This window comes from Pseudomonas sp. PB101, from assembly GCF_009764265.1.
GTDB lineage: Bacteria > Pseudomonadota > Gammaproteobacteria > Pseudomonadales > Pseudomonadaceae > Aquipseudomonas.
On the sequence record NZ_RWIR01000073.1, the window covers coordinates 18847 to 45555 of the forward strand.

At 60.3% G+C, this 26709-nt stretch carries 24 protein-coding genes and 1 pseudogene; 10 read left to right on the forward strand and 15 right to left on the reverse strand.

The features are described from left to right. The first annotated feature begins 282 nt into the window (after window positions 1–282). Both EI969_RS22310 and EI969_RS22315 read left to right on the forward strand, forming a co-directional pair. Window positions 283–885, forward strand: coding sequence for a Yip1 family protein (locus EI969_RS22310; RefSeq protein WP_160389680.1), 603 nt, complete (start codon window positions 283–285; stop codon window positions 883–885). Window positions 886–1042: 157 nt separating this feature from the next. Beyond that, window positions 1043–1537: a SprT family zinc-dependent metalloprotease gene (locus EI969_RS22315; protein WP_048394212.1), complete on the forward strand. Its 495-nt coding sequence runs from the start codon at window positions 1043–1045 to the stop codon at window positions 1535–1537. A 135-nt stretch (window positions 1538–1672) separates the two neighbouring features. On the opposite strand, the gene EI969_RS22320 is transcribed toward EI969_RS22315, so the two are convergent. Both EI969_RS22320 and EI969_RS22325 read right to left on the reverse strand, forming a co-directional pair. Continuing rightward, window positions 1673–2854 (reverse strand): CaiB/BaiF CoA-transferase family protein, encoded by a 1182-nt coding sequence (locus EI969_RS22320; protein WP_160389681.1) that lies wholly within the window; start codon window positions 2852–2854, stop codon window positions 1673–1675. 146 nt (window positions 2855–3000) lie between these two features. Then, window positions 3001–4335, reverse strand: a complete 1335-nt coding sequence (locus tag EI969_RS22325) for a dicarboxylate/amino acid:cation symporter (protein WP_160389682.1) — start codon at window positions 4333–4335, stop codon at window positions 3001–3003. Between the two features lie 337 nt (window positions 4336–4672). On the opposite strand from EI969_RS22325, the gene EI969_RS22330 reads away from it, so the two are divergent. Beyond that, on the forward strand, window positions 4673–5671 hold the full coding sequence (locus EI969_RS22330; RefSeq protein WP_160389683.1) for an AraC family transcriptional regulator: 999 nt from the start codon (window positions 4673–4675) through the stop codon (window positions 5669–5671). 137 nt (window positions 5672–5808) lie between these two features. Here the strand turns inward: EI969_RS22330 and EI969_RS22335 are convergent, their stop codons facing one another. The 3 genes from EI969_RS22335 to EI969_RS22345 form a co-directional block, all read right to left on the reverse strand. Then, on the reverse strand, window positions 5809–7155 hold the full coding sequence (locus EI969_RS22335) for an ATP-binding protein (RefSeq protein WP_160389684.1): 1347 nt from the start codon (window positions 7153–7155) through the stop codon (window positions 5809–5811). After that, window positions 7152–7829, reverse strand: coding sequence for a response regulator transcription factor (locus EI969_RS22340; RefSeq protein ID WP_160389685.1), 678 nt, complete (start codon window positions 7827–7829; stop codon window positions 7152–7154). The genes EI969_RS22335 and EI969_RS22340 overlap by 4 nt, the downstream gene beginning before the upstream one ends. Window positions 7830–7948: 119 nt before the next feature. Further along, the gene (locus EI969_RS22345; RefSeq protein ID WP_160389686.1) at window positions 7949–8551 is read right to left on the reverse strand and encodes a hypothetical protein; all 603 of its coding nucleotides are present in this window, start codon (window positions 8549–8551) and stop codon (window positions 7949–7951) included. A gap of 148 nt (window positions 8552–8699) precedes the next feature. On the opposite strand from EI969_RS22345, the pseudogene EI969_RS22350 reads away from it, so the two are divergent. Both EI969_RS22350 and EI969_RS22355 read left to right on the forward strand, forming a co-directional pair. Continuing rightward, a pseudogene (locus EI969_RS22350) lies at window positions 8700–8816 on the forward strand (dienelactone hydrolase family protein); the annotation flags it as partial. Window positions 8817–8907: 91 nt separating this feature from the next. Beyond that, entirely contained in the window at window positions 8908–9633 is a 726-nt protein-coding gene (locus tag EI969_RS22355; RefSeq protein ID WP_218575249.1) for a 4'-phosphopantetheinyl transferase, read from the forward strand. 126 nt (window positions 9634–9759) lie between these two features. Here EI969_RS22355 and EI969_RS22360 read toward each other — a convergent pair whose 3' ends face one another. Continuing rightward, window positions 9760–11370: an ATP-binding protein gene (locus EI969_RS22360; protein WP_160389688.1), complete on the reverse strand. Its 1611-nt coding sequence runs from the start codon at window positions 11368–11370 to the stop codon at window positions 9760–9762. Continuing rightward, window positions 11367–12089: a winged helix-turn-helix domain-containing protein gene (locus EI969_RS22365; protein ID WP_160389689.1), complete on the reverse strand. Its 723-nt coding sequence runs from the start codon at window positions 12087–12089 to the stop codon at window positions 11367–11369. The genes EI969_RS22360 and EI969_RS22365 overlap by 4 nt, the downstream gene beginning before the upstream one ends. 736 nt (window positions 12090–12825) lie before the next feature. Between EI969_RS22365 and EI969_RS22370 the strand changes: the two genes are divergently transcribed. Then, entirely contained in the window at window positions 12826–15720 is a 2895-nt protein-coding gene (locus EI969_RS22370; protein ID WP_160389690.1) for a ribonucleoside-diphosphate reductase subunit alpha, read from the forward strand. A 253-nt stretch (window positions 15721–15973) separates the two neighbouring features. On the opposite strand, the gene flgE is transcribed toward EI969_RS22370, so the two are convergent. From flgE to EI969_RS22400, 6 genes are all read right to left on the reverse strand, one after another. Then, on the reverse strand, window positions 15974–17305 hold the full coding sequence (gene flgE / locus EI969_RS22375) for a flagellar hook protein FlgE (RefSeq protein ID WP_160389691.1): 1332 nt from the start codon (window positions 17303–17305) through the stop codon (window positions 15974–15976). 31 nt (window positions 17306–17336) lie between these two features. After that, entirely contained in the window at window positions 17337–18059 is a 723-nt protein-coding gene (gene flgD, locus EI969_RS22380) for a flagellar hook assembly protein FlgD (RefSeq protein WP_160389692.1), read from the reverse strand. A 15-nt stretch (window positions 18060–18074) separates the two neighbouring features. Continuing rightward, window positions 18075–18518 (reverse strand): flagellar basal body rod protein FlgC, encoded by a 444-nt coding sequence (gene flgC, locus EI969_RS22385; protein WP_007980123.1) that lies wholly within the window; start codon window positions 18516–18518, stop codon window positions 18075–18077. 3 nt (window positions 18519–18521) lie between these two features. Continuing rightward, window positions 18522–18929, reverse strand: a complete 408-nt coding sequence (gene flgB, locus EI969_RS22390; protein ID WP_160389693.1) for a flagellar basal body rod protein FlgB — start codon at window positions 18927–18929, stop codon at window positions 18522–18524. A 351-nt stretch (window positions 18930–19280) separates the two neighbouring features. Further along, the gene (cheR, locus tag EI969_RS22395; protein ID WP_110662516.1) at window positions 19281–20108 is read right to left on the reverse strand and encodes a protein-glutamate O-methyltransferase CheR; all 828 of its coding nucleotides are present in this window, start codon (window positions 20106–20108) and stop codon (window positions 19281–19283) included. A gap of 44 nt (window positions 20109–20152) precedes the next feature. Next, a complete protein-coding gene (locus EI969_RS22400; protein ID WP_007980130.1) occupies window positions 20153–21085 on the reverse strand; it encodes a chemotaxis protein CheV in 933 nt (310 codons plus the stop codon). 83 nt (window positions 21086–21168) lie between these two features. Between EI969_RS22400 and flgA the strand changes: the two genes are divergently transcribed. The 4 genes from flgA to EI969_RS22420 all read left to right on the forward strand — a co-directional run bounded on the left by flgA (window position 21169) and on the right by EI969_RS22420 (window position 23777). After that, window positions 21169–21927, forward strand: coding sequence for a flagellar basal body P-ring formation chaperone FlgA (gene flgA, locus EI969_RS22405; protein WP_160389694.1), 759 nt, complete (start codon window positions 21169–21171; stop codon window positions 21925–21927). Window positions 21928–22094: 167 nt separating this feature from the next. Further along, window positions 22095–22421 carry a flagellar biosynthesis anti-sigma factor FlgM gene (flgM, locus tag EI969_RS22410; RefSeq protein ID WP_160389695.1) on the forward strand — a complete coding sequence of 109 codons (327 nt, stop codon included), beginning with the start codon at window positions 22095–22097 and terminating at the stop codon, window positions 22419–22421. 48 nt (window positions 22422–22469) lie between these two features. Beyond that, the gene (locus EI969_RS22415; RefSeq protein WP_160389696.1) at window positions 22470–22937 is read left to right on the forward strand and encodes a flagella synthesis protein FlgN; all 468 of its coding nucleotides are present in this window, start codon (window positions 22470–22472) and stop codon (window positions 22935–22937) included. A gap of 93 nt (window positions 22938–23030) precedes the next feature. Then, window positions 23031–23777, forward strand: a complete 747-nt coding sequence (locus EI969_RS22420) for a flagellar brake protein (protein WP_160389697.1) — start codon at window positions 23031–23033, stop codon at window positions 23775–23777. A 63-nt stretch (window positions 23778–23840) separates the two neighbouring features. Here the strand turns inward: EI969_RS22420 and EI969_RS22425 are convergent, their stop codons facing one another. After that, window positions 23841–25223 carry an MFS transporter gene (locus EI969_RS22425; RefSeq protein ID WP_160389698.1) on the reverse strand — a complete coding sequence of 461 codons (1383 nt, stop codon included), beginning with the start codon at window positions 25221–25223 and terminating at the stop codon, window positions 23841–23843. Window positions 25224–25285: 62 nt separating this feature from the next. Continuing rightward, window positions 25286–26530 (reverse strand): glutamine synthetase family protein, encoded by a 1245-nt coding sequence (locus EI969_RS22430; RefSeq protein ID WP_178120792.1) that lies wholly within the window; start codon window positions 26528–26530, stop codon window positions 25286–25288. Window positions 26531–26709: the final 179 nt, after the last annotated feature.

Genomic DNA, 26709 nt, shown 5'->3' on the forward strand with positions numbered 1-26709 from the left:
ACGCGAAATCCGTGAGGTGTGACGAAAGGCGGGCATTTTACGCAAAAACGCCTCAGGGGCGAAGTGTCCCGCCAAAAGGGCTGGCCGGCACAGACCCGGCGGCGATTAACAGCTGTGTTTACAGCGCGATTTGCTCTAAAGCCCTTACTCCCTCTGGGGAAACTCCTCCCTATACTGCGACATAAGGTCGCATTCAAATTTCAGACCTGTGACTTGCTTGGCCGCATTGGCCCGTAGGCGCTCCACTGGGGGGCGACGGTAAAGACAAGAGGAGTGACTGGCATGATCCATCACGTAGTGGGGCTCTTCACCCACCCTGACCAAGAATGGAAAGACATCCGTGGCGACCAGGAGGAAAGCATCAGCCACATGTACCTGACTCATACCCTGATCCTGGCGGCGATCCCCGCCGTGTCGGCCTTCATTGGCACCACACAGGTCGGCTGGGTCATCGGCAATCGGCCTCCCGTGATGCTGACCGTGGAAAGCGCGATATGGATGACGGTCATGTCGTACCTGGCGATGCTCGGGGGTGTAGCGGTCATGGGCGCATTCATTCACTGGATGGCCCGCACCTATGACGCCAACCCAAGCCTCGCCCGCTGCATTGCATTTGCAACCTACACCGCTACACCGCTGTTCATCGGTGGCCTCGCCGCCTTGTACCCGCACCTGTGGCTGGGCATGATCATCGGCACCGCCGCCATCTGCTACACGGTGTATTTGCTGTATGTGGGCCTGCCGACATTCATGAACATTCCATCTGACGAGGGCTTCCTGTTTTCCAGCTCGGTACTCGCCGTAGGCCTGGTGGTGCTGGTCGCCATCATGGCGTTCACCGTGATCGTCTGGGGACTCGGCGTGGGGCCGGTCTACACCAGTTAGCCGCACATCACTGAAAACCGGAACCGCCGACAAGGGCCGCCGCAAGGCGGCCTTTTCATTCTTCAGCAACGAGACGGCTCACGACCATTCGTCAACCTGGCGATTCGCAAGATCCGAGGGTTGCGGCATACTCGAGCGCTCTGGAGATCCATCAAGCATGCCCGAGCAACTCAATACCCGCGTCGAAGACTGTTTCCAACAAGCCGAATCCTTTTTCAAACGACCTTTCAAGCGCCCCGTGGTGAGCCTCAAGCTGCGCGGGCAAAAAGCCGGTGTCGCGCATCTGCACGAGAACCTGCTGCGCTTCAACCCGCAGTTGTACCGGGAAAACACCGAGGACTTTCTCAAGCAGACCGTGGCCCATGAAGTCGCACACCTGATCGCCCATCAGCTGTTTGGCGACCGCATCCAGCCCCATGGCGAAGAGTGGCAATTGATCATGCGCGGTGTGTACGAACTGCCGCCCAACCGCTGCCACACCTATGACGTCAAACGCCGCAGCGTGACCCGCTACATCTACAAGTGCCCGTGCGCCGACAGCGACTTCCCGTTCTCGGCCCAGCGCCACGGCCTGGTTCGGCAGGGACGGCGGTACTTGTGCCGGCGGTGTCGCAATACCCTGGTGTTCAGTGGGGAGATGCGGGTCGAGTAGTTGGATTTCCGGTGTATGTGCTGCAGCCATCGCGAGCAAGCTCGCTCCCACAGTGGTCGGGGTTGTCCACAAAACTTTTAATCAACGCTGACCCCTGTGGGAGCGGGCTTGCCCGCGATAAGGCCGGATCAGACGCTAGAGAATTACCTTGGCAAACCGCAATTCGGCAATCCGCTCAGCACTGAACCCCAACTCCCCCAACACCTGATCCGTATGCTGCCCCAGCGTCGCACCGATATGCTTCGGCTCTGGCAAGCCATCGGAAAACTTCAGCGGGCACGCCATCTGCGCCTGGCTCGAGCCATCGCCACGAGGCACATCGGTCACCAACTCCCGCGCCTGCAACTGCGGATGACTTAGCGCTTCTCCCAGGCTCAACACCGGCTCGACACAGGCATCCAGTTCGGCGAACAGCGCGCGCAAATCGGCGAAGTCATGCTTTTCGAATTCGACCTTCAACGCGTCTTTAAGCTGTTTCTGATGCGCCGGTTGCGGTGACAGGCCAAGTCCGGCCAGCGCCTCCAGCCCCAACGCCGTGCACAACTGTTTCATGAAGGTCGGCTCCAGGCTGCCCACCGACAGCCAGCGCCCATCCCGGGAGCGGTAGTAATCGTAGAAGCTGCCGCCATTGAGCACCTGGTTTTCCGGGCCTGGCTCGACACCACAGGCCAGATATCCGGCCCCCGCCAGTGCATTCAGGCTGACCGCGCAGTCGGTCATGCTGACATCCAGGTGCTGGCCCTGGCCCGTCTGCTGCCGGGCAATGACCGCCGCCAGCAAGCCAATCACTCCGTGCAGCGAGCCACCGGCGACATCCGCCACCTGCATGCCCAACGGCAGCGGCCCGCTGTCGGCCCGGCCGGTGTAACTCGCCAGCCCGGACAGGGCCAGGTAGTTGATGTCATGGCCGGCGCGGTCCTTGTAGGGACCGGTCTGGCCGTAGCCGGTGATCGACACATAAATCAATCGCGGATTGATCGCCTTCAGGGCTTCGTAACCCAGGCCCAGACGCTCCATGACACCGGGGCGGAACTGCTCGAGCACGATGTCATAGTCTTGCAGCAACGACTTGATCACCTCCAGCGCCTCGGGCTGCTTGAGGTCCAGGGCGAGGCTGCGCTTGTTGCGGTTGAGGTACGCATGACTGGCTGACACGCCTTGATCGTGGGGCGGCAACACCCGCAGCAGATCCATCCGGGTCGGTGATTCGATGCGCAGCACTTCGGCGCCCATGTCCGCCAGCAGCAACGAGGCAAACGGCCCCGGCAGCAGGGTCGAGAAATCCAGAACCTTGAGTGATGCCAGTGGACCGAGCATGAACGTTCTCCCTGAATGATGCCCCCCAGACTAGGCAGTCGAACGCTCAGGGGCAATCACCTTATGTGCCAGTGACGCTGACCTTTGTGCTCATCTCGCAGGCAGAAAAAAACCCGCCGAAGCGGGTTTTTTCATCACGACAAGGTTTACTTGGCGCTGGTCGGGGTTGCCCCTTCGACATGCCCCAGAACATCGTCTTTAGGCTCATCGGCAATGCCGCGACCGCCCGAAGCCAACTCGGCCTGCAGCACGTCGGTGTCCAGTTCCTTGACCCACTTGGCAACTACGATGGTGGCCACGGCGTTGCCGACCAGGTTGGTCAGGGCGCGAGCTTCGGACATGAAGCGGTCGATGCCGAGGATCAGCGCCAGGCCGGCAACCGGCAGGTGGCCAACAGCGGACAGGGTGGCTGCCAGTACGATGAAGCCCGAACCGGTCACACCGGCGGCGCCTTTGGAGGACAGCAACAACACCACCAGCAGGGTGATCTGGTGCGTGATGTCCATGTGGGTGTCAGTTGCCTGGGCAATGAACACGGCCGCCATGGTCAGGTAGATCGCGGTACCGTCGAGGTTGAACGAGTAACCGGTCGGGATCACCAGACCCACGACAGACTTCTGCGCGCCCAGACGCTCCATCTTGATCAGCATGCGTGGCAGTACCGATTCCGAAGAAGAAGTACCCAGCACGATCAGCAGTTCTTCACGGATGTAGCGGATCATTTTCAGCACGCTGAAGCCGTGCAGGCGGGCGATGGAGCCCAGCACGATCAGGATGAACAGCACGCAAGTGATGTAGAAGCAGGCCATCAGTTGACCCAGCTGCACCAGCGAGCCGACACCGTAGGCACCGATGGTGAACGCCATGGCGCCGAAGGCACCGATTGGCGCGAGCTTCATGATCATGTTGATGATGTTGAACATCACGTGCGCGAAGCGATCGATGAAGTCCAGCAGCGGCTTGCCGTAGGCACCCAGGCGATGCAGGGCGAAACCGAAGATCACCGAGAACATCAGCACTTGCAGAATGTCACCGGTGGCGAAGGCGCCGACGATGGTGGCCGGGATCACGTTCAGCAGGAAACCGACGACGCTTTGGTCGGCACCGGCCGCCACATAAGCGGCAACCTTGGAGGCATCGAGGGTGGCGACGTCGATGTGCATGCCGCTGCCCGGCTGCACGATGTTGACCACGACCAGACCGACCAGCAAGGCAATGGTCGAAACGATCTCGAAGTACAGCAGCGCATAACCACCGGTCTTGCCCACCGACTTCATGTCCTGCATGCCGGCGATACCACTGACGACCGTACAGAAGATGATCGGGGCGATGATCATTTTGATCAGCTTGATGAACCCGTCACCCAGTGGCTTAACGGCCACACCGAGCTGCGGGTAGAAGTGACCGAGCGCGATACCGATGACAATTGCAACGATCACCTGGAAATACAGGGATTTGTACAGTGGCTGACGAGTCGTCATTGCAAAGTTCCTCCAGGGTGCCCGTGACAACATCCATCTGTTGCCCGCAACACCGCAATTGCGAACCCTCCTGCACTGGAGGGATTTGTTTTTTCGAGCTGCGCAACGGCAGGCATCTGCACGTTGTATCGCAAGGCCCGTGCCACCTCCCTTAAAATCCCTGCATGCCTTTTGATATCAGGGGTCGCAGCGAATTCCCTGTCAGCGGACGGCTGCAAGCATGTGGCGGATTTCCGCCCTTCCACTAAAAGTCGTCCTGCAATTTGGCGGATATCCGCCCTGTTCATGCCCGCAGCGCGCAGCTACCATCGGTCGCTCAACGGTCAGAACTGCTGCCATGCGCGAACGCACCATTGCCAGTCATTTCGCCCGCGCCGTCCTTGGCGGTGCGCGTCGGCACGGCTACGACTACTCGGGCCTGCTCCAACAATTGGGAATAAGCCCCGAGTTGCTGGATGAGCCACGGGCGCGCATCGCTCCAGAGCAATTCACCCAACTGATCAAGGCCTTGTGGCTGGCACTCGACGACGAGTACCTGGGGTTCGGGCAAGCCCCGAGCAGGCCGGGCAGCTTCGCGATGATGTGCCATGCCGTGATTCACTGCCGCAGCCTGGATAAGGCACTCAATCGCGGCTTATTGTTTTATAGCCTATTCCCCGGGGCTCCGCGCCTGACCCTGAACCGCGAAGATGAATGGGTTCGCCTGAGCCTCGATGACTCGCAGCTTTGGGACCCGGATCATTTCCTCAGCGAAAGCCTGCTGGTGATCTGGCATCGTTTCGGCAGTTGGCTGATCGGCCAGCGCATTCGCCTGGAACAGGCCACGTTCAGCTACCCCCGACCGGAACACGGCGCCGAGTACGACCTGCTGTTTTCCTGCCCGCTGGCGTTTTCCAGCCCTCAGAGCAGCCTGTTGTTTCACAGCCGCTACCTGGCCATGCCGCTGCTGCAGGATGAACGCACGCTCAAGCATTTCCTCGAGCGCTCCCCCGCCGACCTGCTCTCACGCCCGGACGATGGCGACAGTTTGAGCAGTCGCTTGCGCCGCTTGCTCAGCCGCGACAGCTCATCCTGGCCCGATCTGGAAACCGTGGCCGCGCACCTGCACATCAGCCCGCAGACCTTGCGTCGGCATTTGCGCGAAGAGGGTTCGAGCTTTCAGGAGTTGAAGGACCAACTGCGCCGGGACATCGCGATTTACCACCTGAGTCGCGCCGACCTGTCGTTGCAACAGATCGCCGAGCAATTGGGGTTTTCCGAGCCCTCGGCGTTTCACCGGGCGTTCAAGAAATGGACGGGGCTGACGCCGGGGGCTTATCGGGCGCAGGAAAACTGAGTTTCAGGGCTCAGTTACAGGGTGAATTCACTGGCCTCATCGCGAGCAAGCTCGCTCCTACAGTTGACCGCGTACCCAAGGTAAATGCGTTCCCTGTGGGAGCGAGCTTGCTCGCGATGAGGTCCGACAGAGCACCACTAAACCACCGGAAAGTGAATCCGGAACGCCGCCCCGCCCATCGGCGAATCACCCAGGGTCAGCTTGGCGCTGTAGCTCTCGATGATGTCCTTGACCACTGCCAGGCCGATACCCTGCCCCGGATGCTGACGGTCCAGGCGCTCGCCGCGCTCGAGAATCCGTGCGCGCTGATCCTGGGGTACACCGGGGCCGTCGTCCTCGACACACAACTCGGTGCCGCCGAGGGTTTCACGCACGCTGATGCGTATTTCGCCGAGGCACAGGCGATAGGCGTTTTCCAGCAGATTGCCCATCATCTCCAGGAGAGCCCCCTGCTCGATAGGTACGTAGCACGGGTCGGGCAGGTCGAACGCGACGTGCACGCCCTTGTCGCGATAGACCTTGTCCAGCGTGTCGCACAGGCTTTTCAGCACCGGGTGCAGGTGCACCTGATGACGCACCAGACCGCTTTTGCGCAGGCTGGCACGCTGCAACTGATAGCTGATCTGCTGGCTCATGCGTTCGATCTGGGCTTGCAGCACCCAGGCCTGATCACGATCCTCGGGACGCTGGGCCATGTCCTCGCTGACACCCTGCAACACTGCCAGCGGCGTTTTCAGGCTATGGGCCAGGTCATCCAGCGAATCACGGTAACGGCTGCGCTGCTCATGCTCACTGTGCAGCAAACGGTTGAGAGAACCGGTCAGGCGCAGCAATTCCCGCGGATGCTCTTCACTGAGGCTTTCGCGGGTGCCTCCTTCGATCTGGTCCAGTTCCTGGCTCAAGCGCCGCAATGCCTGCAAACCCCAGGTCAGGCCGATCCACAGCAACGCCAGGAGCACCAACAGTGCCGCGCCAAAACCCAGGTAAAGATTTTCGCGCAGGCCTTCGAGGGTCAACTCGTACTCACGAACCGGCTGCAGCGCCACGATGCTGAAGGCTGCATTTTTGCCGCCGAGCAACTTGACCTCGACGTCGTAGACGAAGAACTCCTGGCCATTGTCTTCGCGGATCCGCGCAAACTCGTTGCCACGTCCGTCGTAGCGTGGCTTGTAGTTGATGCGTTCTTCCCGGGTCGCCTTTGAGCGCCAGACCAGATGCCCTTCACGGTCATAGATGTAGCCGAGCAACCGGCTGTCGGTGAGGTTGAAGCGCTCGTCGGGCAATTGCGCCGGCATCTGCAAGCTGTTGTTTTCCACCCGCGCGGCAGAGATCAATGTGGTCACGTCCGAGGCCAGGCGCTGCTCGATGGAGTCCTGCAACGCCAGGCTGAATGCCCCCTGCATCGCCGGCAACAACGCCAGCATGAACAACACCGCCAACAGCGTGGCGGCGAGCATCAAGCGAATGCGCAGCGAACGGATCAAGTGCAACGCTCATTGAACAGGTAGCCCAGGCCGCGCACGGTGTCGATCGGCTTGAACCCGCCCGGCCCTTCCAGTTTGCGGCGCAGACGGCCGACCAGCACCTCGATCACGTTCGGATCACGCTCGTCGTCATCCGGGTAGAGCTGTTCCATCAAGCGGTCCTTGGGCACCACTTGCTGATGGTGGCGCATCAGGTACTCCAGAATGCGGTACTCATAGGCGGTCAGTGCCAGGGGTTGTTCGTCGAGGGACGCCTGTTTGCGATTGAGGTCCAGCAACAACGGACCCGCGACGATGGTCGACTGGGTGAAACCGCTGGAGCGGCGCAGCAAGGCATTCAGGCGAGCCTCCAGCTCTTCGAACTGAAACGGCTTGACCACGTAATCGTCGGCACCGGCGGCCAGGCCTTCGACCTTGTCCTGCCAGTTGCCGCGCGCGGTGAGGATCAGGATCGGGAAGGTCTTGCCACCTGAGCGCAACTGACGAATCAGATCGAGTCCGCTCATGCCCGGCAGACCGAGGTCGATCACCGCCAGGTCAAAGTTGAATTGCGCGGTCTGGTACAGCGCCTCCTCGGCATTGGCCACGGACTCGACCACGTGGCCGCTCTCCCTCAGGCGGGTTTGCAGGTGATGACGCAGCAACGCTTCATCTTCGACGACCAGCAGTTTCATAACGCTCTCCCGGGCAAAACAACATCTCCAAAGGCGCAACGTCGCACCTCAATAACTGACATGGCAACGCCGGATCAGACACTCGGGCTGATCCGGCGCAGGCCGCTTTCGAACGCTTGTCAGAAAGCGTAGTTGGCGGACAGATAAGTCTGGGCGCTGCTGGTCAGGTCCAGCGAACCCTGCTTGCTGCCACCGCGCTCATTCATCTCGGTGCTCGCGTTGCTGCGCAGGTAACGGTAACCCAGTTCAACCGAGGTGTTCTGCGAAACCTGTTGCAGCACACCCGCCTGACCACCGATGGCGTAGCCAATATTGCTGTCGCGGCTGAAGCCTGGCGATTCCTGGGTCATTTTGGTCAGGCCGGCCGTGGCACCACCGAACAGCCTGGTGCTGGCGCCCACCGGGTAAAACAGATCGTAGCTGCCCAGGAGGTTTTCCTGACGCAGTTTAATGCCGTTGTGCGAGCCCGATACATTGTCGTAAGTGGCGTAGTAGCGGCCCTTGGTGTTTTGCTGGCCCAGACGAACACCCCAGGTGGTGTCCTTGCCGATCACGCCATCGGCGTTCGGGTGATCGAAGTTGTCGTTCAGGGCGTGGGATTTTTTGATCTTGTTGCTGGTCTGTCCAAGAGTAAGGCTGGCGAAGTTGTCGTCGGACGCGAAGGCTGCGGTGCTTGCGCCCAGAACCGTGAATGCCAGTAGCAGTTTTTTGAATCCAGTCATTGGGAAGTTCCTCATGTGCCGTTTGCTTTTTGGGTACGGGGCAAGGTTACTCAGCGCGCCCTGAACTCCCCCTGAACGCACTCTGAACCTGGGCTGAACCGCCCTTTCGCGAATGTTTCGACACGTTTCAACAGGAGTTCTGAGGCTCGACGCCGATCGACTGGGCCATGGTGATCATGGCGGGCCGGACATTGGCTACAACAAGGCCGCGGATGAAAAATCCTGGGCGGACATGCAGGCGTTTTTCAAAAAAATCTTTGGTTAACCCTGTCATCTGTGGCGAGGGGGCTTGCCCCCTCGCCACAAAAGCCACCTGCCACTACCCAGCCCCAAGCCAACCCGGCAAAATGCCTGACATGAATCCAGTCCCCGCCCTGCCCCTCTGCTGCACCCCCCTCGATGACCATTGGCCGCTACCCTTCGTGCTGCCCGATACGGTCCTGTTGAGCACGGTCTTCGATAGCGCACGCCTGGCCAGCGATGACTTTCAGCGCAGTGCCGTGGAGGCGCCGGCGACCATTCAGCGCTCCGTGGCCAAACGGCAGGCGGAGTTTCTTGCCGGACGGGTGTGTGCCCGGGCCGCGCTCCAGCGCCTGGAAGGCTTGAGCGTCATTCCGGCGATTGGTGAAGACCGCGCACCGGTCTGGCCTGCGCATATCACTGGCTCGATCACTCACAGTACGGGCCGCGCCGCGGCCATCGTGGCGAACAAAAGCCATTGGCGCGGCCTGGGCATGGACCTGGAAAACCTGCTCAACGTCGAACGCGCCGAACGCCTGGCCGGGGAAATCCTCAACCCACCGGAGCTACAGCGCATGGCGGCCGGTCCTCGCGATCAACTGGCGTTGCTGGTGACCCTGACTTTCTCGGTCAAGGAAAGCCTGTTCAAGGCGCTCTATCCGATCGTTCAGCAGCGCTTTTACTTCGAGCACGCCGAAGTGCTGGAATGGCGTGAGTCGGGGGAGGTGCGGTTGCGACTGCTCACTGACTTGTCCAGCGAATGGCGCAACGGTACGGAGCTGGATGCCCAGTTCGGGGTCAAGGATGGACAGTTGTTGAGCCTGGTGAGCATCAAGGCCTGAGGTTTATTGCTGCCTGTTAGGGCCCCATCGCGGGCAAGCTCGCTCCCACACTGGATCTATGTCACGCCACAAACCCCTGTGGGAGCGGGCTTGCCCGCGATGGGGCCCGAGCATCCACCGCACATCTCAACGCTTCTCCTGATTGCGCGGCCAGCTCAGGCTGAAACACGCCCCGCCCAAGCTCTTGCTCTTGCCGATCAACGCGCGCCCGTCGTGCCAATGGATGATGCGTCGAACAATGGACAGGCCTAACCCATGGCCTCCTGACGCGCGAGTGCGGCTGTCGTCCAGACGCAGGAACGGGGTAAAGATCTTCTCCCAGGCCGACTCCGGCACACCCGGCCCGTCATCCTCGATATCCACCCGGCATCGCTGCTGCCCCACCTGATAGCTGATGGTCACCCGCGATTGCGCATGGCGCATGGCGTTGGTCACCAGATTCTGGATCGCCCGGTGCAGGTAACGCGGCTCGGCCTCGACCCAGGCATCGTCGTTATCGGCCGCCGACAGGCACAACCCCCGCTGTACCGTGACCTCGGCGCGCAACGGCGCCAGCTCCTCGATCACTTGGTTGACCAAGGCATCCAGATCAATGCGCTGAAAGTTCAGCGCCGGAGAACCCTGTTCGAGCCGTGCGTAGGTCAGCATCTCGTCCACCAGCCGGTCGAGGTCCTCGATATCGTTGTCCATGCCCTGGCAGTATTTTTCCAGGGCCTGCGGCGTGGTGGCCGAACCGATCATCTCCAGGCCAAAACGCAGGCGCGCCACCGGCGTGCGCAATTCGTGGGACACCGCGCGCACCAGTTCGCGTTGGATCGCCAGCAACTGCTGCAAGTGCTCGGCCATGCCGTTGAACGCCGAGGCCAGCCGCCCCACCGAGTCCGCGCCGCGTGCCGGCACGCGGGTCTCCAGGCTGCCCTTGGCAATGCGCGTGGCGGCGGCCTCCAGGCCACGCAGACGGCGCTCGAGCTGACGCACCAACAGATAAACGATCAAACCGATCAGCGTAAGGCCCAGCGCGGCGATCAGCACCAGCCACTCCGGTGGATAAGGATTCATCTGGTACAACGGGCCGATTTCCAGGACCCACGGCGTGCCGACCATACCGGCAAACACCCGGATCGAATCGCCCCCCTTGCCCAGCGCCATCACGGTGTCGCCCTCGGACACCCGGCGGCTCTGGTCTTCGTCCATGTCCGCTTCATCCACCGTGACCAGGCGCAGATCGAAGCCGAAACCCTTGTCTTGCTTCAATTTCGCCAAGCGCAAGGGCTGGTCGGCAACCGGGGTGCGCACCAACTCATCGGTCAACAGGTAGATGGTCGCCCGGGCCAGTTGTTCGCTGATCTGCTGCACCTCCCCGGTGAGCATCAATTGCTCCTTGTCGCTGACCAGCTTGTAGACCTTCGCCGCGTGCGGCCCGGTCTGTTCCACCAAGGCCTGGCCGCGCAACACACGGGTGCGCTGGGTCAGGTCGAGGTCGGTCTCGACAAAAGTTTTCAGCGCCAGCGGAATGCCCAGCAGCCGCTCCCACACCAGCAAGGCGCGGTGGCGCTCGGTCTGGTTCATCGGTTGCAGGTTGTCGGCCATCAGCGCAAAGGTGCCGTGGGCCAGGCGCTCGCGGTATTGCTCGCTGCGCACCTGATTGAGCAGGTGCAACGCCAGCACACCGAGCACCGCCACCAGGATCAGCGCGGCGCACATGCCGCCATAGATACGCAGGAAGATCGAGTTCACAGGGTCTGGTCTACGCAAGCCTCGGGAACGAACAGATAGCCCTTGCTGCGCACGGTCTTGATCAGCCGTGGGTGTTCCGGGTCATCGCCGATCTTGGGGCGGATGCGCGAGATGCGCACATCGATGGAACGGTCCTGACCGTCATAGCCGATACCCCGCAGCGCGGTGAAGATCTCTTCGCGCGAGAGGATGCGCCCGGCATTGGCCACCAACAGCCAGAGCAGGTCGAATTCGGCGCTGGTCAGCTCGATGCCGTTGCCCTGCAACCAGGCTTCGCGCAAGGCGTTGTCGACGATCAGCGGGCCGAACTGTAGACGCCGCTGTTTTTCCGGGGCGACTTCGGGTGCTTCACTGCGCCTCAGCAACGCCTGGATGCGCGCCAGCAGCAAGCGCGGGCGTACCGGTTTGCAGACGTAGTCGTCAGCGCCCAGGTCCAGGCCGAGAATCTGGTCGGTGTCATCGGTTCGGGCGGTGAGCATCAGGATCGGGCCGTCGTAACGGGCGCGAACCTTGCGGCAGATGCTCAGGCCATCTTCACCGGGGAGCATCAGGTCGAGGATCACCAGGTCCGGTTGTTCCGTGATGATGCGGTTCGCAGCGAGCGCACCATCCCCTTCGATCGATACACGCAGGCCATTGGCTTCGAGGTAATCGCGGGTCAGTTCGGCCAGTCGCTGGTCGTCCTCCACAATCAATACCTGCCAGGCTTCTTGCTCCACGGGTGACCTCTGCTTGCCAAAACACTTATAAAGGAAGGATCCGCCCGTCTTTTTGTAATGATTCGGGGGGACAAATATGTATACACGCTGGGCCGATTGTATAAACGTCGCCCGTCGAGAACACAAGCAGGTAAATGCGTTCGGACGACAGGGTTTTTTGTGATAGGGTTCGCGCCCTTAAAAATCCGAACGGCTGTTTTCAATCGCTGAAAATCAGTGAAAAACAGTCCGCTCCAGCTAGCTCGCGGCCTACACGCCCGTTCCATCTTTCACACACAATTTACGCACAGGTTTATCCACAGGCAGTACGTTGCAACCCCCTCAAAAACGCATTATCTTGTACCTCGGCGCTAAAAAAACCCTACATGTAGGGTTTTAGCTTAAAAGCCCAACCACATTTCAGACCACAAACTCAAGCGCTTATTGCCAGTTTATGGTTGAACCAAGCACGATTTTACAAGCCCAAACCGCACAGGCGGATGGCACCGTTTTTTCAGGCCCGCATGGCCGGAACGGTACGGGTGTTGCAGTCATGACTGGCACCCCAGAAAGGAATCCGGCTTCGAGCTCAGGCTCGGGGCCAAAGACTTCGGCACGGAAGCGGCATCATTAGCCTTTTTCCTACTGTCCCGAAGTTGTTATGCCCGACGCCTTGTCGGTTGTAGTGCTTCAGGACAGAACGGTGGGCACCGTGATGGTGCCCAAACAAACATAGAGAATGTGGAGACACCCCCCCATGCAAACCGACACAACTCGCGAGAACCCGCAGGGCACCTTGCCGCAGGCCGCTGATTCGAATTCGGATCTGTCCGCCACCGCGCCTGGCCAACTGCGCGTGATCAAGCGTAACGGCACTGTCGTTCCCTACACCGATGACAAAATCACCGTCGCCATCACCAAAGCGTTTCTCGCAGTTGAAGGCGGCACCGCTGCTGCCTCGTCGCGAATCCACGACACCGTTGCCCGCCTGACCGAACAGGTCACCGCGACCTTCAAGCGTCGCATGCCATCGGGCGGCACCATCCACATCGAAGAAATCCAGGACCAGGTCGAACTGGCCCTGATGCGTGCCGGCGAGCAGAAAGTGGCTCGCGACTACGTGATCTACCGTGACGGTCGTTCGAAAGAACGCGCCGCCCACGCCCCGGCCGAAGAAGCGGTCAACGCTCACCCGTCGATCCGCATCACCCGTGCCGACGGCACCTTTGCTCCTCTGGACATGGGTCGCCTGAACACCATCGTCACCGAAGCGTGCGAAGGCCTGGAAGAAGTCGACGGCGACCTGATCCAGCGTGAAACCCTGAAAAACCTGTACGACGGCGTGGCCCTGACCGACGTCAACACCGCCCTGGTGATGACCGCCCGTACTCTGGTCGAGCGTGAGCCGAACTACTCGTTCGTGACCGCCCGCCTGCTGATGGACACCCTGCGTGCCGAAGGCCTGGGCTTCCTCGGTGTGGCCGAAAGCGCCACTCACCACGAAATGGTCGACCTGTACGCCAAGGCCCTGCCGGCCTACATCGCCAAAGGTATCGAGTTCGAACTGCTGAACCCTGTGCTGGCCTCCTTCGACCTGGAAAAACTGGGCAAGGCGATCAACCACGAGCGCGACCAGCAATTCACCTACCTGGGCCTGCAAACCCTGTACGACCGTTACTTCATCCACAAGGATGGTATTCGTTTCGAACTGCCGCAGATCTTCTTCATGCGCGTGGCCATGGGCCTGGCGATCGAAGAGAAGCAGAAAGAAGACCGTGCGATCGAGTTCTACAACCTGCTGTCGTCCTTCGACTACATGTCGTCGACCCCGACCCTGTTCAACGCCGGCACCCTGCGTCCACAGCTGTCGAGCTGCTACCTGACCACCGTGCCGGATGACCTGTCGGGCATCTACCACGCGATCCACGACAACGCCATGCTGTCGAAATTCGCTGGCGGCCTGGGCAACGACTGGACGCCGGTTCGTGCGCTGGGCTCGTACATCAAGGGCACCAACGGCAAATCCCAGGGCGTCGTGCCGTTCCTCAAAGTAGTGAACGACACCGCCGTAGCGGTTAACCAGGGTGGCAAGCGCAAAGGCGCTGTGTGTGCCTACCTGGAAACCTGGCACATGGACATCGAAGAGTTCATCGAGCTGCGCAAGAACACCGGTGATGACCGTCGTCGTACCCACGACATGAACACCGCCAACTGGATCCCTGACCTGTTCATGAAGCGTGTCTTCGACGACGGCAAGTGGACCCTGTTCTCGCCGTCCGAAGTGCCGGACCTGCACGACCTGACCGGCAAGGCCTTCGAAGAGCGCTACGAGTACTACGAAGCCCTCACCGAATACCCAGGCAAGGTCAAGCTGTTCAAGACCATCCAGGCCAAAGACCTGTGGCGCAAAATGCTCTCCATGCTGTTTGAAACCGGCCACCCATGGCTGACCTTCAAAGACCCGTGCAACCTGCGCAGCCCGCAGCAGCACGTCGGCGTGGTTCACAGCTCGAACCTGTGCACCGAGATCACCTTGAACACCAACAAGGACGAAATCGCCGTTTGCAACCTGGGCTCGATCAACCTGCCGAACCACATCGTCAACGGCAAGCTGGACACCGCCAAGCTGGAACGCACCGTGAACACCGCCGTTCGCATGCTCGATAACGTTATCGACATCAACTACTACTCGGTGCCACAAGCGAAGAACTCCAACTTCAAGCACCGTCCAGTCGGCCTGGGCATCATGGGCTTCCAGGACGCTTTGTACCTGCAGCACATCCCTTACGGTTCCGACGCTGCCGTCGAGTTCGCCGACAAGTCGATGGAAGCGGTCAGCTACTACGCGATCCAGGCGTCCTGCGACCTGGCTGACGAGCGCGGCGCATACGAGACGTTCCAGGGTTCGCTGTGGTCCAAAGGCATCCTGCCGCTGGATTCGCAACAGATCCTGATCGAAGCACGCGGCCAGAAGTACATCGATGTCGACCTGACCGAGTCCCTGGACTGGGCACCGGTTCGCGCCCGTGTACAGAAAGGCATCCGTAACTCGAACATCATGGCCATCGCACCGACCGCGACCATCGCCAACATCACCGGCGTATCGCAGTCGATCGAACCGACCTACCAGAACCTCTATGTGAAGTCGAACCTGTCGGGCGAATTCACCGTGATCAACCCGTACCTGGTTCGCGACCTCAAGGCTCGCGGCCTGTGGGACTCGGTCATGATCAACGACCTGAAGTACTACGACGGTTCGGTGCAGCAGATCGAGCGCATCCCGCAAGAACTCAAAGAGCTCTACGCGACCGCGTTCGAAGTGGACACCAAGTGGATCGTCGACGCGGCCAGCCGTCGTCAGAAGTGGATCGACCAGGCTCAGTCGCTGAACCTGTACATCGCCGGCGCTTCGGGCAAGAAGCTGGACGTGACCTACCGCATGGCCTGGTACCGTGGCCTGAAAACCACTTACTACCTCCGTGCCCTGGCCGCGACCAGCACCGAGAAGTCGACCATCAACACCGGCAAGCTGAACGCTGTTTCCAGCGGCGGCAACCACGGTGAAGATTCGGTCCTGGCAGCGCCTGCCGGCCCTGCTCCAGTGCCGAAGGCTTGCGCCATCGACGAGCCGGATTGCGAAGCTTGCCAATAAGCTGAGCCTGTAGGCGTCGCAAGGCGCTTACTCGAAACCCCCGATCAGCCTCTGGCGGATCGGGGGTTTTCTTTTGCCTGTACGAATTATTGTGTCTGTGCAGGCCCCATCGCGAGCAAGCTCGCTCCCACAGTTGATCGTGCCCCCTGTGGGAACGGGCTTGCCCGCGATGAGGCCATCACCTCCAACACAAAACCTCAGGGCACAAAAAAGCCCCTCTTTCGAGGGGCTCCTTGCACAGCTCAATCCAGCATCAAGCCATCTGAATGATGGTCTGCATGATGGTGCTCTCGGTGGAGATGGTCTTGGCGTTCGCCTGGTAGTTGCTCTGCGCCTTGATCAGGTCGACCAGTTCGTTGGTCAGGTTGACGTTGGAGTCTTCCAGGGAGTTGGAAACGATCGAACCCAGGGTGCCAGTCTCTGGCGCATCGTAGCCCGGGATGCCCGACGTGTAGGTTTCTTTCCAACTGCTGCCGCCCACCGGCTGCAGGCCTTGCTCGTTGGTGAAACTGGCCAGGGATATCTGGCCGATCGGCTTGGTCTGGTTGTTGCTGAAGTTCGCCAGCAGCACACCGTTGCCGTCGATGGTCAGGTTGGTGATCTGGCCAGTGGCGTAACCGTTCTGTGCCGGAATCGAACGCGCGGTATCAGCGTTGAACTGAGTGGTGTTGGCCATGGCAATGGTCAAGCCTGCCGGGTCGGCTGACGCGCCGTTGGGTGTCCAGACGCCATTGGTGACACTGCCCGGAGTCCAGTTGGCGACCTTCAGATCACTGCTGATCACCGAAGTCGGTGGCGTGGTTGGCGGCGTCACGGGTGTGCTGACCGAAGTCAGTTTACCGGCGGAATCGAACGACATGGTCGAAGCAATCGGAGCGGTAACCTTCGGATCACTGCCATCCGGGTTGCGGCCATCGATCAGCGTATAGGTGTCCCAGGTGTTCGCGCCAGTCTTGACCATGTATTGATCCATGGTGTGCTGGTTACCCTGAGTATCGTAGATCGGGGTACTGAACGACTTGGTAAAGGTCTCGGTCTTGGACGGGTCGAACTTGTTGGCCGCAACCGTCTGATCGATCACCGGCGACGTGGAGTTCAGATTGATCGTCGACGACACGTTGCTGGTGGACTTCGGCGCCAGGTTCGAGGTGTCGATCCGCAGGTCGGTCAGCACGCCGTTGACGATCTTGCCGTTGGCATCCACACCGTAGCCTTGCAGGCGGGCAGTGCCGTCGCTGTTGGTGACGTAGCCGTCCTTGTCGGTCTTGAACGTACCGGCACGGGTGTAGGTCAGCGAACCGTTGTTGCTCAGGACGAAGAAGCCGTTGCCCTGGATACCCATGTCGAGCACGTTGCCGGTGTTGCTCACGTCACCCTGGGTGAACTGCTGGGAAACGTTGGCCAGACGCACGCCGTTGCCGACGGTCTTGCTGCCGGTACCCAGGCGGGTCGCCGAGTACACGTCTTCGAATTCTGCACGGGACGATTTGAAACCGGTGGTCGCGACGTTGGCGATGTTGTTGCCGGTCACGTCCAGTTGTTTGTTGGCTGCAAAGAGACCGCTAAGGCCGATATTGAAAGACATCATCCACTCCTTTATGCCGGGTTAGTCGGCTTTACATACCAATGGTTTGTACTTTGGACAGGGCAACGCTGCCCAGCCCGGCCAGATTGAGCATCAACTCACCGCCGGTCTGGCTGATGGTCACGCTGTTGACGGTCGCGGGCAGGTTGGTGATCAACGCGACGGACTGGCCATCGATCGTCGTCGTGGCGCCGAACGTGTAGGTGCCGGCAGGTACCGTTTCACCCGCATCGTTCTTGCCGTCCCAGATGAAGCTGGCGTTGCCGGCCTTCTGCGAACCGAGGTCGATGGTGCGCACGGTCTTGCCGGTCGAGTCGGTGATCTTCAGGGTGGCGGACGTCACCGAAGACGGAACGACCACTGTGCCGCTGAGGCTCTTGGTGGTGTCGACCACAGCCTTGTCACCCGGCGCGATGACCGAACGGCCAACCAGCGACGACGCCTGCAAGGCCTGGGACGAGTTGTAGTTGCTGGCCAGACCGCTCACGGTGTCGTTGAGCGTGGTGATGCCTTCCAGGCTGCTGAACTGCGCCAACTGGGCCACGAACGCGCCGTTGTCCTGGGGCTCCAGCGGGTTCTGGTTTTTCAGCTGGGTCACCAGCAATTGCAGGAACGCATCCTTGCCCAGCGCCTGGTTGCCCGAAGCGCTGCCGGCTGCCGACGCGAGGCCGTCAGTCGTGGTGTTGGTCTTGATCGAGGAGTTGGCCAGGATGTCGTTGAGGCTCAAACCGCTGGTGGAATCGGTAACACTCATCTGAGTCGCCCCTTATCACTGACCGAGGGTCAGGACCTTCTGCATCATGGTTTTGGCGGTGTTCATCATTTCGGCGTTGGTCTGGAACGAACGGCTCGCGGAAATCATGTCGGCCATTTCTTCAACCACGTTGACGTTCGGGTAGTAGACGTAGCCCTTGGCATCGGCTGCCGGATGGTTCGGCTCGTAGCGGGCCTCGAGGTTGCTCTGGTCTTCGACCACACCGAGCACCTGCACGCCTTGACCGGCGGCATCCTGGCTCTGGAACAGCGAGTCGCTGCCGCCGCTCTGGCCGCCCTGGAACATGGTGGCGAACACCGGGTGACGCGCGCGGTAGGTCTGGTCGATGCTCGACGAGACGGTCTCGGCGTTGGCGATGTTCGAAGCGACGGTGTTCAAACGCGTGGTCTGCGCACTCATGCCGCTACCGGCAATGTTGAAAACACTGGATAGAGACATGGCTTACTCTCCGCGCAGGGCTGATACCAGCCCTTTGAATTTGCTGTTGAGCAGGGTGAAGCTGGCCTGGAAGCCGACCGCGTTTTGCGCGTAGTTCGACTGCTCCAGCTGAGCGTCCACAGTGTTCTGGTCGATCGACGGTTGCATCGGCGTGCGATACAGCAACGACTCGTCGCCGTTGCCCAGGCCTTCAGCTTCGATATGTCGGCTGTTGGTCATGTTCAAGGCAAAAGTGCCGCCCTTGGTTTTCTCGTTCTGCTCGGCGAGCACTTTCGAGAAGTCCAGATCCCGAGCCTTGTAGTTCGGGGTATCGGCGTTGGCGATGTTGTTGGCCAGGACTTCGGCACGCTGGGCGCGGAAGCCCAGGGCTTGTTCGTGGATACCGAGCGCTTTATCGAAGCTGATGCTCATGTCGGGAAACCTTCGGGTGACCTGATTTTTCGTAGGATCAACTTAGCAAGCCCCATGCCAATTCAAAAAAGCCCGAAAACCGGGGCTTTGCCGGCCGTGGCAACGCGGCAATGCCAGAAAAGCGGCAACGGTTTTCCGCCGCCTGCCGCTTTTCTGCCGCTTGGCACCACGTCACCTTGTAGGAGCCGGCTTGCTGGCGATCCAGGCGCCGCAGTCATCCAGACAGACCGTGTCATCGTTCATCGCCAGCAAGCCGGCTCCTACAAGGGCATGCGGTGTAAATTGGAAATCAGCAGGCATAAAAAAACGGGAGCCCCAAAGGGCTCCCGTTTTTTGACAACACCAACGAAATCACTTCGCCTGGTAAATGATCCCCGGACTGCACTGGACCATCTGGTAATGATCCGGCAAGCCGTTCAGCGCTTCGGAAGCACCGAGGAACAGGTAACCGCCCGGCTTCAACGTGCTGTGGATGCGCAACAGGATGTCCTTCTTCACCTCGGCGGAGAAGTAGATCAACACGTTGCGGCAGAACACGATGTCGAACTTGCCGAGGGCCGCGTAACTGTCCAGCAGGTTGAAGGAACGGAACTCCACCCGGCTCTTGATCGGCGCCTTGATCGCCCAGCGCCCCGGCCCTTTCGGGTCGAAATAACGCTGCAGGCGCTCGGGCGACAGACCGCGGCCGATCGCCAGGCTGTCGTATTCGCCGGTCTTGCAGTTGTTCAACATGGTGCCGGACAGGTCGGTGGCAACGATCTGCACGCCCATTCGCAACTGGCCCATGTTGACCCGCTCGAACTCGTCGATGGACATCGACAGCGAATACGGTTCCTGGCCCGACGAACACGCCGCCGACCAGATACGCAGGCGCTGGCCGGGACTGGCCTTGATCGCTTCGGGCAGTACCTTGTTCTTCAAGACTTCAAACGGGTAGGTGTCACGAAACCACAGGGTTTCGTTGGTGGTCATGGCATCCACCACCTGTTCGCGCAAACCGCTGCGCGGCTGGGTCTGCATGCGCTGAACCAGCTCACCCAAAGACTTGATGCCTTGCTGTTCCATCAGTTTGTTGAGACGGCTGGAGACCAGGTACTGCTTGTTTTCACCGAGCAAAATGCCACAGGCTTTTTCCAGGAATACCCGGAACTGTTCGAAATCCAAATTACCCGTAGACAATGATGCCGCCTCTTAAATCGTGTTGACTGCCAGGGGCGGGGCCCCTAGCTGATATCTGCTGCTTTGATCCGGTCGACTACCCGGGATGCCAGGTCATCAGGACGGAATTTGGCCAGGAAGTCATCGGCACCGACCTTCTTGACCATCGCCTGATTGAATACCCCCGACAACGAAGTATGCAGGATGATATGAAGCTTTTGCATGCGCGGGTCGTTGCGGATTTCCGCCGTCAGGGTGTACCCGTCCATCTCCGGCATCTCGATGTCGGAGATCATCATCAGGAACTCTTCTTCCGGCTTCTTGCCCTCGTCGACCAGTTTGCGCAGGTAGTCCAGCGCTTGCCGACCGTCGTTCAACGCCACCACTTCGACGCCGACCGTTTGCAGGCAACGCGTGACCTGCTTGCGTGCCACCGACGAGTCGTCGACCGTCAGCACGCGCAACGACAGCGCCTTGTGCTGGGTTTCGACATCCACCACACCGACGGAAATCGCTTCCGGCGTCGGCGCCACTTCCGCCAGCACCTTCTCGACGTCGATGATTTCGACCAACTGATTGTCGACCCGCGTCACCGCCGTCAGGTAGTGATCGCGTCCGGTGCCCTTGGGCGGCGGATGGATCTCTTCCCAGTTCATATTGACGATGCGCTCCACCGAGCGGACCAGGAAACCCTGGGTCTTGGTGTTGTACTCCGTGATGATCACGAAGGGATTGTTCTTGTCCTTCAATGCACCCGAGCCGGTCGCCATTGCCAGATCAAGGATCGGAATGGTCGCCCCCCGGATGTTCGCCACACCGCACACGACAGGACTGGACTTGGGCATCAGCGTCAGTTTGGGGCATTGCAGCACCTCCCGAACCTTGAAGACGTTGATCCCGTACAGCTGCTGGCCGTCGAGACGGAACAACAACAGCTCAAGGCGATTCTGCCCCACCAGTTGCGTGCGCTGGTTTACCGAATCCATTACACCAGCCATGCCCAGACTCCTACACCAACGCCAAGTGTTGTTGCGACGCGCCTTGATCACTAAACGGCACGGCGCTTGCTTTTTTAATCGTTATGAACACAGAACCGACATTTTTTCGACGCCTGACCACACCCTACCGCAAATGGCTTGGTGTGCTGGCGGCCGTTTGCCTGTTCAACGCTGGCAGCCCTGCCCTTGCTGACGCGGTTACCTTGCCTGACATGCTTATCGGCGTCACTCAGGGCTTTCTTGAATTCACCGTAGAAGACTATCTGGCTACCAGTCAAACGGAAGGTCGCTACGAGATCGAGGTCAAGCAGCTCGATCCGCGCATGCACATGCCCATGTGCGACAAGGAATTGACAGCAACGCTGGAGAGTTCCAAGCCCCTGGGACGCGTCACGGTCAAGGTCCGCTGCGAGGGTTCCTCCCCCTGGACCGTGTACGTACCCGCTCAAGTCCGCCTGTTTCGCGACGTCGTCAGCGCCGCCCGGCCACTGCGTCGCGCCGCCATTGTCGAACCCGGCGATGTGGTGCTGCGCGAGCGCGACATCAGCCTGATCAGCCAGGGCTACCTGACCTCCCTCGACCAGGCGATCGGGCAGCGTCTGACCCGACCAATGGTCGCCGACCAAGTGATTACCCTGGTGCATATCGAACAGGCCGAGGTCATCCGCAAGGGCGATCAGGTGGTCATTACCGCACGCAGCGGTACGCTCAGCGTGCGCATGCCGGGTGAAGCCCTGTCGAACGGCAGCCTGAGCGAACAGATCCGGGTGAAAAACCTCAATTCCCAGCGGGTCATCAAGGCGCAGGTCATGGCGCCGGGGCAGGTGGAAGTGTCCATGTAAGGCTCTGAGTTCATCGCAATGTGGCGCTTGCCGCGGCTGTTCCCTAGACTGTGCTCCATGCAGGGCAAGCGCTGACGCGCGCGAGGTTCATTGATAAATGAGCCTAAAGTTTTCCAGGGAATGGCCGAAAACATGGCAAGCGTCCAAATTCCCAGAGGTTTTTTATCATGGTCATCGATTTCAGCCGTTTGAACAGCTCCTCGTCCCTGACGGGCAGTACACGTACCAGCGCCAGCAAGGACAGCGCCGAAACCGGCAAAACCGCGCCGCTGGAGTCCGCGGCCGAACAGGCCGGCACCGTCAAAAGCGGGGAATCGGTACATCTCAGCAATGAGGCTCAACAGTTGCAGAAGGTCACTGACAAGCTGCGCGATCAGCCTGCCGTCGACAACGCCCGCGTGGCCGAGTTGAAAGCAGCGATTGCCGATGGCAGCTATAAAGTCGACAGCAACCGTGTAGCCAGCAAACTGCTCAACTTCGAAGCCCAGCGCTAGGCCACCGCCGGCGCCAGGCTTTTGGACGCTTAAAACCCAAGGCCAGCCATGCACGACACTAATCTACTGCAACTGATCACCGACGATTTTGCCCCGGCGCAACACCTGCTGGAATTGCTGCGCACCGAATCCCTCGCCTTGCATGGCCGCGACATGCCATTGCTCGAGGACATCCTGGCGCAGAAACAGGCATTGGTCGTCTTGCTCGAACAGCATGGCCGCAAGCGCAGTGAAATCCTCGCCAGCCTCAACCTGCCGACCAACCGTGGCGGTCTTGAGCAATTGGCCAGTCAATCGAGCATTGGCGAGCAATTGCTCGCGCAAAGTGACGTACTGACCGATCTCCTGGCCCAGTGCCAGGCCATCAACGCCAACAACGGTCAGTCGATCCTCACTCAGCAGGTCGCTACGGCCACTCAGCTGAAAATCCTTACCGGCGGTGAAACCCCGGCGCTTTACGATGCCAGCGGAACATTCTCCAAGCTTGCTAAGCCGCGCCCGCTCAGTCAGGCTTAGGCCGCTCGATGAGCCCGCTCTATCCAAGACGCGAAAGATGCTGGCAGAATGCTGGCCAGTCGTAGTCAAATTTTGTCTGGAGATTGATTAACCGTGTCCAATGCCTTATCCGTGGATGATTCGCCGCAGCCACCCAAGGTGCTCTCCACGCCCTTGGAAATCTCCAGCAACCTGCGCCAGCTGCTCGAAAGCCATGACCCGCTGATCATCACGTTCCATGAGCGCAGCCAGCGCTTCCAGAGCTATCTGGTGGACCTGGACCGTGAAAGCAACATGATCGCCCTGGACGAAATGATCCCCCGCGATGGCGAGCGCTACCTGATGGCGGGCGAACCCTTCAGGGTCGAAGGCTTCCACGAAGGCGTGCGCATTGCCTGGGAAAGCAACGGCCCATTGAACATCGACGAATCCGGTGGCAGCCGCTGCTATCGCGGGCCCCTGCCCGATGAAGTGTCGTACCACCAGCGCCGCAACGCGTTCCGCGCGGCGCTGAAACTGGCCCAACTGGTCAACGTCAACCTCGACGGCGAAAAGCTCAAGGCCCCGATCAGCGGCAAACTGCTGGATATTTCCGCTACCGGCTGCAAATTGCGTTTCGACGGCGACATCACCGGCAGCCTGCAACTGGGCCAGGTTTACGACCGTTTCAACGCCGACCTGCCCTTTGGCAAGATGACCGCTCCGGTCGAGTTGCGTTATCTGCACTTCGAAGAAAAGATCTCCACCACCTTCGCCGGCGTTCGCTTCCACAACATGAGCGGGCTGGTGCAGCGCCAGGTCGAGCGCTTCGTCTACCAGTTGCAACGCGAAGCACGTCGGTTCGACAAAGACGACATGTAATAGAGCGTCAACAAAAAACGGGCAGTCCCTTGCGGTGACTGCCCGTTTTTTTATGCCCTGGATTTATGGCCTGGCTTCGCTGAAGTTAGGGTCCCGCCCTGTATCCGGGTCTTGTGGCGGCTGACCGGTTTCAGTTTCGGTTACAGTTTCAGGTTCTGCTTCAGGCTCTGGCCCGTTGCTCACCGGATTTTGCATCTGCTCCTGCACCACCTGCTCGTCAACACGCGGATCGAGGCAGGCCACCAGTGGTGAACTCGTCATGTTGTCCGGCATGGCCACGTGATGCAGCGGCGCATCTTCCACCTGGTGCAGGTTGGTCACGGCTTTCGGACGAATCCGCCACACCAGCACCAACGCAAAAAAACTGAAAAACGCGTAAAGCATCTGGCTGCCGAACAGCTTCATCAGCACGCCTGCCACCAGCGGTCCGATACTCGCGCCAACGCCGTAGGTCACCAGCAACATCGCCGTCAGGGACACCCGGCGATCACCCTCGACATGGTCGTTGGAGAACGCCACCGCCAGCGGATACAGGCAGAACTGCACCAGCGAACAGATGAAACCGGCGATAAACAGAACCTCCAGCGGCACCTTCGGCATGATCGCCAGCGGCAGTGCCGCCAGGGCCAGGCTGAAAGCGAAACTGCGGATCAACACAGCCCGATCGTAGCGGTCGGACAACCAGCCCAACGGCCACTGCACCAGCAACCCGGCAAAAATGCAGCTACCCATGAACAGACCGACCTGCTCCGTGGATAACCCTTGCTGCGAGGCATACAGCGGCGCCAGACCATAAAACGAACCGACGATCAGGCCCGCCCCGAGCACCGTGCTCAATGACTGCGGCACGCGCTTGATAAAGAACCGTGGTTCCATGGGCGCCGGATGCAAGGGCGCGGGGTGAATCCGGCGCGTCAGGGCCACCGGCACCAGGCACAGGGCGAAACACAGGGCAACCAGCATCAGCAGCTCCAGCCCCAGTGCCGGATGCATGACCAGGATCAGTTGCCCCAACACCAGGCCCAGGTAGGACGCGATCATGTAACCGCTGAACACCAGCCCGCGCTGTTTGGCTTCGGCCTGCTCGTTCAGCCAGCTCTCGATCACCATGTACTGGCACATCATGCCGAGGCCGACGATCACCCGCAGGAACAGCCAAGCCGGCAGCCAGTCGACCAGGCCATGGCCCAGCACCGCCGCGCCGACGATCCCGGCACAGGCCGAGTAAGCCCGGATATGCCCGACCCGGGCAATCAAGCGGTGACCGATCTTGCCCCCCAGCACCAGGCCGAAATAGTTGGCGGCCATCAACGCACCGACCCACAGGCTGTCGACATTGTCGGCCGCCAGGCGCAAGCCCAGGTAAGTACTCAACAGGCCCGAGCCGATCAACATCATCAGCGAGGCGAAATACAGCGCTCGAAAGGATTTCCAGATTTGGCGCAACGAGCGACTCCTTGCAGTGAGAATCGGCTATCGCTAAACGATAGCCGGATGTCGACGGGTCGTCAGGCCTGGGCTGCTAAAACACGCCGTTCCCAGGGAGTAATTTCATCATAAAAACTGGTCAGTTCCAGGGTCTTCGAAGCGATGTAGCCTTCGATGAATTCCGCACCGAACAGTTCCTTGGCCAACCGGCTACGTTTCAGACGCTCGAGTGCCGCATGCAAGGTACAGGGCAGCGAAAGATTATCCGGCACTTCGAACTCCCCCTGGATCGGCGCGCTCGGCTCCAATGCGTTCTCGATGCCATGCAACCCGGCCGCCAGACTTGCGGCAATCGCCAGATAGGGGTTGGCATCGGCTCCGGGCAAGCGGTTCTCGACCCGACGGGCCACCGGCAAACTGGCCGGGATGCGTAGGCCCGCCGCCCGGTTGTCGTGGGACCAGCAGGCATTGTTCGGTGAGGCGTAGGGGTGGCACAAACGCTGGTAGGAGTTCACGTTCGGCGCAAACAACGCGGTGAAGTCGGCCATGCAGGCTTGCTGGCCGGCAACGAAGTGGCGGAAGGTGGCTGTCTCCTGCCCCGCCTCATCGCTGAACACGTTACGCCCCGAACCGATTTCGACGACGCTCTGGTGAATATGCATCGAACTGCCCGGCGTATGCGCCAGCGGCTTGGCCATGCACACCACGCTGAGGCCATGCTTGAGGGCAACTTCCTTGAGCAAATGCTTGAACAGAAAGGTCTGGTCGGCCAGCAGCAACGGATCGCCATGCAGCAGATTGATCTCGAATTGGCTCACGCCCATTTCGTGCATGAACGTATCGCGCGGCAACCCCAGGGCCGCCATGCACGCGTAGACCTCATTGAAGAACGGCCGCAAGCCATTGTTGGAACTGACGCTGAACGCCGACTGACCATCCTCGCGACGCCCGTCCAGCCCCAACGGTGGCTGGAACGGCTGGGTCGGGTCGGTGTTCGGCGCAAACACGAAGAATTCAAGCTCGGTCGCCACCACGGGCGCCAGGCCACGGGCCGCGTAACGGGCAATCACCGCCTTGAGCTGGCCACGGGTCGACAGATTGGAGCTGGTGGTGGTGCCCAGTTCATCCGCGTCGCAAATGGCGAAGGCACGGGGCGGGTTGCTCCAGGGCAGGCGGTGAATCTGTGCCGGGTCCGGAATCAGTGCGAGGTCGCCATCATCGCTGCCGTAAAAACGTGCTGGCGGGTATCCGCCCATGATGCATTGCAGCAGCACACCCCGCGCCAACTGCAACCGTCGACCGTCGAGAAAGCCCTCGCTGGTCATCACCTTGCCCCGTGGAACGCCGTTCAAATCCGGCGTGACACATTCAACTTCATCAATGCCCGTCAATCGCTGCGCGAGTGAACTCAGGCCAACGGTCGTCATGACGCTATCCTTGTTATTGTGCGGGCCGCGAACGGCGACCGTACAAAATAGGCTCCGCGTGTTCGGAATTTCAAGCA

What these genes read in the sequence shown, in the direction of transcription:
- EI969_RS22310 (WP_160389680.1), top strand. Translation starts at nt 283, where the DNA reads ATGATCCATCACGTAGTGGGGCTCTTCACCCACCCTGACCAAGAATGG.
- EI969_RS22315 (WP_048394212.1), top strand. Translation starts at nt 1,043, where the DNA reads ATGCCCGAGCAACTCAATACCCGCGTCGAAGACTGTTTCCAACAAGCC.
- EI969_RS22320 (WP_160389681.1), bottom strand. Translation starts at nt 2,854, where the DNA reads ATGCTCGGTCCACTGGCATCACTCAAGGTTCTGGATTTCTCGACCCTG.
- EI969_RS22325 (WP_160389682.1), bottom strand. Translation starts at nt 4,335, where the DNA reads ATGACGACTCGTCAGCCACTGTACAAATCCCTGTATTTCCAGGTGATC.
- EI969_RS22330 (WP_160389683.1), top strand. Translation starts at nt 4,673, where the DNA reads ATGCGCGAACGCACCATTGCCAGTCATTTCGCCCGCGCCGTCCTTGGC.
- EI969_RS22340 (WP_160389685.1), bottom strand. Translation starts at nt 7,829, where the DNA reads ATGAAACTGCTGGTCGTCGAAGATGAAGCGTTGCTGCGTCATCACCTG.
- EI969_RS22345 (WP_160389686.1), bottom strand. Translation starts at nt 8,551, where the DNA reads ATGACTGGATTCAAAAAACTGCTACTGGCATTCACGGTTCTGGGCGCA.
- EI969_RS22355 (WP_218575249.1), top strand. Translation starts at nt 8,908, where the DNA reads ATGAATCCAGTCCCCGCCCTGCCCCTCTGCTGCACCCCCCTCGATGAC.
- EI969_RS22370 (WP_160389690.1), top strand. Translation starts at nt 12,826, where the DNA reads ATGCAAACCGACACAACTCGCGAGAACCCGCAGGGCACCTTGCCGCAG.
- flgE (WP_160389691.1), bottom strand. Translation starts at nt 17,305, where the DNA reads ATGTCTTTCAATATCGGCCTTAGCGGTCTCTTTGCAGCCAACAAACAA.
- flgD (WP_160389692.1), bottom strand. Translation starts at nt 18,059, where the DNA reads ATGAGTGTTACCGATTCCACCAGCGGTTTGAGCCTCAACGACATCCTG.
- flgC (WP_007980123.1), bottom strand. Translation starts at nt 18,518, where the DNA reads ATGTCTCTATCCAGTGTTTTCAACATTGCCGGTAGCGGCATGAGTGCG.
- flgB (WP_160389693.1), bottom strand. Translation starts at nt 18,929, where the DNA reads ATGAGCATCAGCTTCGATAAAGCGCTCGGTATCCACGAACAAGCCCTG.
- EI969_RS22400 (WP_007980130.1), bottom strand. Translation starts at nt 21,085, where the DNA reads ATGGCTGGTGTAATGGATTCGGTAAACCAGCGCACGCAACTGGTGGGG.
- flgA (WP_160389694.1), top strand. Translation starts at nt 21,169, where the DNA reads ATGAACACAGAACCGACATTTTTTCGACGCCTGACCACACCCTACCGC.
- flgM (WP_160389695.1), top strand. Translation starts at nt 22,095, where the DNA reads ATGGTCATCGATTTCAGCCGTTTGAACAGCTCCTCGTCCCTGACGGGC.
- EI969_RS22415 (WP_160389696.1), top strand. Translation starts at nt 22,470, where the DNA reads ATGCACGACACTAATCTACTGCAACTGATCACCGACGATTTTGCCCCG.
- EI969_RS22430 (WP_178120792.1), bottom strand. Translation starts at nt 26,530, where the DNA reads ATGACCAGCGAGGGCTTTCTCGACGGTCGACGGTTGCAGTTGGCGCGG.